This window comes from Rhodopirellula maiorica SM1 (assembly GCF_000346295.1).
Taxonomy (GTDB): Bacteria; Planctomycetota; Planctomycetia; order Pirellulales; family Pirellulaceae; genus Novipirellula; species Novipirellula maiorica.
This window is the reverse complement of sequence record NZ_ANOG01000182.1, coordinates 1-7,720: the sequence shown is the minus strand read 5'-3', so window position 1 is coordinate 7,720 and position 7,720 is coordinate 1. Positions and strand designations below refer to the sequence as shown.

At 49.4% G+C, this 7,720-nt stretch carries 7 protein-coding genes; all 7 read right to left on the bottom strand.

Annotated elements, in window-relative coordinates:
* The coding region (locus RMSM_RS43595; RefSeq protein ID WP_008692754.1) for a CpsD/CapB family tyrosine-protein kinase at window positions 1-613 on the bottom strand (613 nt) is incomplete at its 3' end.
* A 71-nt stretch (window positions 614-684) separates the two neighbouring features.
* Complete coding sequence (locus RMSM_RS05575) at window positions 685-2,208, bottom strand: GumC family protein (protein ID WP_315850129.1); 1,524 nt, start codon at window positions 2,206-2,208, stop codon at window positions 685-687.
* 576 nt (window positions 2,209-2,784) lie between these two features.
* Entirely contained in the window at window positions 2,785-3,594 is an 810-nt protein-coding gene (locus RMSM_RS05570) for a glycosyltransferase family 2 protein (protein ID WP_008692751.1), read from the bottom strand.
* A gap of 25 nt (window positions 3,595-3,619) precedes the next feature.
* Complete coding sequence (locus RMSM_RS05565; RefSeq protein ID WP_008692749.1) at window positions 3,620-4,441, bottom strand: glycosyltransferase family 2 protein; 822 nt, start codon at window positions 4,439-4,441, stop codon at window positions 3,620-3,622.
* 95 nt (window positions 4,442-4,536) lie between these two features.
* Window positions 4,537-5,094 carry an LbetaH domain-containing protein gene (locus tag RMSM_RS05560; RefSeq protein ID WP_040764250.1) on the bottom strand — a complete coding sequence of 186 codons (558 nt, stop codon included), beginning with the start codon at window positions 5,092-5,094 and terminating at the stop codon, window positions 4,537-4,539.
* Window positions 5,095-5,125: 31 nt separating this feature from the next.
* The gene (locus RMSM_RS36455; protein WP_008692746.1) at window positions 5,126-6,334 is read right to left on the bottom strand and encodes a glycosyltransferase family 4 protein; all 1,209 of its coding nucleotides are present in this window, start codon (window positions 6,332-6,334) and stop codon (window positions 5,126-5,128) included.
* Between the two features lie 219 nt (window positions 6,335-6,553).
* A partial coding sequence (locus RMSM_RS40695) for a hypothetical protein (RefSeq protein ID WP_040764249.1) occupies window positions 6,554-7,720 on the bottom strand: 1,167 nt, incomplete at its 5' end.

Here is a 7,720-nt window from a genome sequence, read left to right as displayed (position 1 = left end):
GGTAGTATCGATTAGTGTAGCGGCTATAGCGATAGTATCCGTAGCCTTTGTAACCGTCGCTTGCGCCAGATTCGTCGGAGTTGTTGATGACAATGCCAAAGATATTGGCACCGACACTTCGCAAAATGTTAACCGATTCTTTTGCGTTTGGTTTACTTTTACGTCTCACACGGAGTGCCAGCAAAACGCCATCGACCATGCTCGCTGTGATACTTGGGTCCGTAACGACCAATAGTGGAGGCGTATCCAAAATCAAGTAGTCAAACTCGTCTCGAAGCAACTCGATTAGCTCGCCCATCTCGGGCAGCGTCAATGCTTCGGCAGGATTTGCGGGGATTGGGCCGCTTGGCATCACCTGCAATGTGCTAAGCGGGGTTTGTTGACATGCTTCGCTAGGATCGCAATCGCCGTTAAGAACGTTCGACAAACCCATTTTGCTTTGCATCGCAAAATTGTCTGTGATTTGTGGACGTCGAAGGTCGCAATCAATGACCAGCACACGTTTGCCACTTTGTGCGATCGAGCAAGCGAGGTTACCCGCTAGGGTCGTTTTGCCGTCACCCGGCAGCGGACTGGTTACCTGAATTACTTTGCCTCCTTGAATGTCAGCCATCTCAAAAAATATGGAAGTGCGACAAGAGCGGATCGCTTCGGCAGCGACCGATGCGGGCTGATGTAGCACAATCATTCCAGCGTCCAAGTTTTTGTATGGGTTGATTTCCCCTTTTTCGGTTTTCGGATTCGCCCCTTAAAGAACGGAATATGAGTAAGCACTGGAACAGCTAAAAGCGATGAAATCTCTTCTGGGTTTCGGAATGTATTGGCATTGATTTCAAGTAGAAGTGCCAACCCTGCCCCGATTGCGAGTCCGAGAAAAGTGCCTAGAGAGAGCGTTCTTGCCAAGTTTGGGCCAACGAGCCCTGCTTTGGAGGGAGCCGTTAATTCGAGGACCTGCGTTCCTCCCTCTTCCTCGGTCAAACTAACTCTGGCCATCTGTTCTTCGAGTTGGTTCATCAACTCTCGGTTTCGGTTTATCTCCCGAAGCATTGCAACGTTGTCTTGTTCGAATTTTGCCAAAGTGATTGCTGCAGCTTTTTCATCTGCAATTTGTTTATCTAGCTCGGAAATTTGATTCTTCAACAGGTCCAACTCTGCCTTCGCCGCGATCAGTACCGCCGAGATCGCTTCTTTGGCATTCTCTTTTGGGTCAACCGCCTTTATTTCATTCTCTTTTCTCAGTTCCACCATGCGTTTGGTTTGGTCAATGACGATACGGCGCAATTCGCTCTTCATCAAAGCAAGTTCCGTATCCAATTGTTTCACCGTTGGATGGCTGGCACCAAATTCGTTGGCCATTTTGTTGCGTTCAATCATCAACGGAACAAGTTGTTGATCCAGTTTTAGCTCAGCAAGTTCCACGTCGGCATCGACAAGATTGCGGGCGAGTTCATTTTCGACATTCGTCAATTCGAGATTGACGTCTAGAAGCCTGCTGATGACAGCCATTGCAACCAAATGGTCTTTTGCTTCGCTGTAAACTGACTCAACCGCTGCAAGTTGCGTCGCTTTTTGTCGCATTTGCTCGACGAGTTCGCTTCGTTTCCCTGTCAAGAAAAGTTGGCTTTCACGATGAGGGTTGATTGCTTGCCCCTGACTGTCCCACGCCAGTGGAGCATCACGGCGAAAGTCTCGATATTGCTTTTCCAAATCCGTCATCTTCGGATGCAATTGTTCAATCGCGACGGAGATCAATTGCAATAATTCTGTACGAGAGCTTTTTTGTCGCTCGTTAAAGAAGGTTTGCATCGCATCGCTGAATGCTTTGACGGAAGCCTCGCAAAGTTCTGCGTCGGAATGCTCAAAGCTCAGAACTGCGACAAACGATTGGGCTGCTCTTCCTCCTGCCCCCTCGACGACCAGCGACAGCCCACCACGGGCAGTGCTATTATATCGGGATGGGTCACCGCCGAAGCGTTCTTGCAACGGTATCATCACGGGATTGTCGAATGCCATTTTTACGAAGCGGTCGCTATAGAGATGGGATCTTAGAATGTCGACACTCGGTACCCCTCCTATTACATCGCCCGTCATGGAGTCAAGAATCGCGGGACGGTCCGATTCAACAATCAAGCGAGTGGATGCTCGAAACGTTTCAGGGGTCTTCTTGAACATTAAAAATCCGCCTGCAGCACCGACAATTGCAGGCAAGATTACCGCCCATCGATATCGCCAAAATGAAGCAAGCAGATTCGTTGAATCCGACGTCGCTTGAGCGTCACTCATCGATCGATCTGCGCCTGTAAAGGCAGGAGCTTGTGAATAGGCAAGTCCGCGGTCAGAAGATTGCTTCATGAGATATCAGATCGAGAAAATCGAGAGGAGTATGGCGGATGACGGCGTCTGAATCGTCAATCGGATTTCGCGAAATACTTGAGAGAAACGTTATTACATGAAAAGAGTGTCAACTATCCGATTCTCAGTCTACCGATGCGATGTCGCCCGGACTAGCAAAAGTATGTGCATAAAGTTCGTTTGCTCTTAAAAACACGGAAGAACCGCTGTAATCCGTACAGGTTGGGCGGTTGTGGCATTGGATTGAGTAAGGCGATTCACCGACAGCAAGGCCGAATTTTCCTGCTTCTGGCTATCACTCTGCATCGCTAAAAGACAATGAGGCCTTAAGCAGAGGATCGCGACAAAAGGTTTATTCTCAGCTCATCCTCATCGCATTTTCGGAAATGAGTAAGTCATTTGGCTTTTGTCGTTTCGTGATGGTAGAGAGATTTAGAATCCGTTTTCGTTGTTGAACCGGGGATTGAGGGGGACATGCTCTGGTATAAAACGTTTCGGCATCAAAAACTGAGGTAATTTGGACAACGGTTTGGTAAGCCGTAATCCCCATGGAGGCCTCAAACCATTCACTGTCCAAGCGCGGCGATCGTCTCGATTTGCCGTAATTCGATTTTTTAGAGTTGCGTTGCTTTCCCCGCCGACTCGCATCTTCACCAAAATTTCAGGAATGTAACCAACTCGAATTTGGTGGTGATACATAAGTCGTACCATGCATTCGTAGTCTGCTGCCGATCCGAATGTCGTTAGATACATTCCGAATTTTTCATAGATAGATTTTCGAACATAGACAGTGGGATGAGGAGGCATCCAACCGCGTCGAAACCGTCCCGTATTAAACTGCCCCGACTTCCAATAGCGAATGACGCGATTGGGGGTCGCCGCATCCACGTAAACCAAGTCACCATAAATGGCGTCTACGTTTTCCCGAGCAAAGATGTCGGCAACATGTTGCAGGGCGTCATGTGAATAGAACATGTCGTCAGCATGCAAAAAACCGACCACATCCCCAGTGGCCGCTCGGATTCCTTTGTTTAAGGCATCATAGATTCCCTCATCAGGCTCACGAATCGTTTTTGCGATATTTGACATGTTCGCCGCGATGACATCCGCAGTGCCATCGGTGGACATCCCATCGACAACGATGTGTTCGTGGTCCGTCGCAATCTGCGATGCGACACTTTCAATTGTCGCCGCGATTGTCGGCGCACGATTGTATACGGCTGTGATGACGGAAATCTTCATGAGATCAGGATTCAATGAGGATGGATCAAGCTGATTCAAGCTCGTTTTTTTTGAGCACAATGAACCATTCATAAATCGCCATCAGTAGACAGAATTGTAGGCCAGGTCGCCCATCTAAGAAGCCAAATTTAAGGACGTACTGGTACAAGAATCGCATGACCGGTCGAGCGGGTAATCGACGGCTAAGACCCCTCAGTGCACGACGGCGAATCGCTCGATCGGTAGAGATTATTTGTCGAAACATCAAGGGTTGTTCAGACTGTCGCTCATGACCAGCTTCGTAACTCGAGTATTTGTTATGGCGTTCAACCCAGTTCGATAACCCCTTGCTGAACGCATCGTGAATAAAGGGTTCGTCAATTTTGGGGAGGGTGCCAGCGATTTTAGGAATCGGCACCTCGCCATGTCCCGAATCTTCAAAGAGGACTGTGTTTCGTCTCACCAGTCGCATGATCCATACGGGAAATCCATCAGAGTATTTTAGCCATGCTCCGTGAAACATTGTCTTGCGGCACAACGCAAACGCCACACAATCATTTGATGCAGTTCGGATCGCATCGTTCACTGCGCTCGCAAAGGAGGGCGAGGACGTTTCATCCGCATCAAAATGCAAGATCCATTCACCTTGCACCACAGGTTGGCACATGGCCCAGTTTCGCTGAGAAGCAAAGCTTTCGAATGGATGGTTGATGACTTTTGCTCCTGCATTCCGAGCAATATCTGCAGTGCCGTCGGTTGAGTTGTCGTCCACAACAATCACTTCGTCGCACCAATCAAGCGATTGGATGCAGCGAAGGATATTGTCGGCTTCATTGCGGCAAATCACGATGGCGGAAATTACGGGCATGTCAGCAGGGCAAGCAAATCAATATGGTATTAAATAAAAGGAAGGGCAAAGATGTCATCACGCGGGATGCGACCCAAATGACGCCAATGCAATGTTTATTCCGATTCAACTCGCAACGACCTTTTCTTGATGTGTGTGGCTGGGTTCCCTACGACGATTGTCCAAGCAGGGACATTTTTCATCGCCACGGCTCTCGCACCCACGATTGCGCCATTGCCAATATTTACGGCAGGACCGATGAATGCATCTGCGCAGATCCAAGCATCGTCAGCAATCGTAATTGGCAGTTTCTGTAAATCCATCGTTGGCGATCGGTAGTCGTGTGAGCCAGCGCAGAGGTGAGATCCTTGTGAAACCGTCACGCGAGCACCAATCGTGATTTTGCCCAGATTGTAGATCCTAGCACGCTCGCCGATGGCGGTATCGTCGCCAATTTCCAATAGCCATGGAAACGTGATCTTCACCGAATTGTAGAGGTGCACACGTCGGCCAATCTTGGCCCCAAATAGTCGTAATATCCAGCAGCGAGTTTCAAAAAGAGGTCGAGGGATCAGGCGGAAAATAAACTCACCAAAGGCCCACGCAATGCGACCCAACTGGATCTGCCATGTGTATTTTTGGGCGTTTCGGTTTTCATTGATTTTTAACGTCATCGTATGATTGAAGCGTGGATTTATGATCGGACTATTTGTGGTCGGATCCAAGTAACTCGATCCAGCGACTAATGATGCGCTGCCGATCATAGTTCAATGCAAGTTCGCGGAGGTTGTTGCACGGGAGCATTTCGCCGGTGAGAAAGCGTTCCATGCGATCTGCAAGTTCATGGGTGTCCCCAGGCGGAAACATCCAGCCGTTGCCCTGCTGTGTTGCCAATTCGGGAATCGCAGCTGCATTCGATGCTATCACAGGCGTATTGCAGGCGAACGCTTCGAGCACAATTAGTCCAAAGCACTCTAGTGCTCGCGTTGGCAAGACAAAGCAGTCCGCCGCGGCGTATGCAAGGTGGAGATGTTCCTCTGGCAATCGGCCCAGCAACCGAACGCAGTCGGAAAGCTCCAACGCGTCAATCTGGCTTTGCAGCTCACTTTGTAATGGGCCGCTGCCCCCAATGAGAACATGGAATCGACATTTTTTTTCGCGTAGAAGGGCGCAAGCTTCGATAAGCGTATCAAGTCCCATACGTCGCTCGAGTCTGCGAAGTGTAAAGAATATTGGATCGTCGGTTTGCCAATCTGCGCCTATATGGGATCGCATCACACCGCGGTCAGGTACTGGTTGAAAAGTCTCTGTTTCCACCCAGCCTGGCGCAACCACCCCTTTGCTCTTGGCAACCTCGCCGTACTTATCAATAAACCGACTCAATGTGTAATTTGAATCGGTTTGGACACGATCAGCCAGAACGCAATTTCGGCGATCCACCCGGCCTGCCATCCACGCCGCAAAACGTGTTGCTAATCCAATAGGACCTTCGACGTTACTAAGGATTTCATCATCAAACGGAGAATGAACCGTGTAGTTGATAAAGATATTGTTTTGGTGACTTATTGCTTTGGCGGCACCTAGACCTTGCAAAGGACTATGGCTGCTAATGGCGGAAATGGGCGTCGTCTCGTCGATTTGCGTTACTAATTGACGTGTGTGTTGCACGTGGTGATTTAATCGACGCAGTCGGTTTGTGTTCGGTTTGGCAGGTCGATAGCGATGTACCCGTACGCCTTTGCACATCTCTTGGGATGGCAGGTCTTCTTTACCCGGGGCAGCGCAGCAAACATAGGAGACGATGTGACCACGATGTGCTAAATCAATTGCAAACTCGGATGCCAAGCGAAAAGCGCCACCGGTCATGTCGTCGTACCAAGCATGGCAGGCAACGAGTATGTGAGAAGGAGGCATTGAGAAATGCTGGTTGAGAAGAAATTAAACTATGCGGATTGACGCGGAACTGCACCAAACCGTGACGCATCATTATGCTCGATAGGACTTTTGGTGATCGTCCCTGTGCATCGGCCGCGGGCTTAATTCGCCGTGGCGTATTGGTATTTGGTTTACAATCGTAGACCGGAAGTTAATGTTTTGTGGCTGGTTTTATCAAAAAACGTCAATGTGACCGGTTTAACGACTTCTTGAGTCGGATAATTCCGGTTTGATGGGGGCTTTTCCAACATGATGTTGTGGATGTACATACAACCCAAAAAGGGCACCTAGGAAAATCATCGCGATGACACCGCTGCCTGGGTCGCCACTAAATTGTTGGTGTGAAACCGTAAAGGACGCCGCATAGGCAATGACAAGTGAAATAAGGGAAAGCTGCAGCACTCGAGTCTCGTAATTGCCGTTGGGGTTTCTCAAAGCTCGTTTTACTGCGCCATAGAAGTGCCTTCCCGCAATGAGAACACAGACAACCCCAAACAAGCCGAGCTCCATAAAGATGCGACTCACTCCGTCCTCTTGCCATGCTTTGGGCCCCCCTATTCTTCCCATGTGGTAGCGGCCCTGGGTTGCGGCTCCGAGTCCAGCTCCAAAGATGCCCGTCTGCTGTATCGTAGAAAAAACAGAGACGGTTACGAGCTCTCCCGTTCGGTCGACACTTTCGGTCACCAATGTCGAGGCATAGTTGGAGTACTCGCGACTGCCATCGCTACGGCCGAGTATCATCATGCCGATTCCCAATGGTATCGCACAAACGGCAAGAAATCCGACAAAGCGATTTAATGGGACGAGTTTGGTAGCTTTACCCAACAAAAACCAAGCGGCGAGAAATACGAATGGCATGCCAATCATTTTTCGTCGCCCTGCCAACAATAGGCAAAAGAAAGCCCACGATGCGACCGCCAACCACCACGGTTTTGATTTTGTGTCAGGACGCATCTGATGACAAAAACAAAACATCACTACCGATGCGGCATGTAGCCCCATAATATCGGGACTGCGATAGAATCCAGCAATCAAATTTACAATGTAACCCGGCCGATAGCGAATCCACTGCATCCCCTTCATCCCGCCAAGCACCGGAGAATCGTAGCCTAGGTGTTCGAGTGGGACACCAACAAGGAAGATTCCGTTTGCCACAATATAAAACGCCATCATCGCATACACATCTTTTGCGGAACGCGCCAAGACATAACCAATTGCGATTCCGAAAAGAGGAGCAATGAACGACACGCCCCCGATGATCGCCATCTTATAGCCACCAGAATACAGGATCACTGATAAAACAGCCGCCGGTATCAGACCTACTAGAAAGGTGGAGACACTCTTATGTAAGAGCGGATGGGCTGC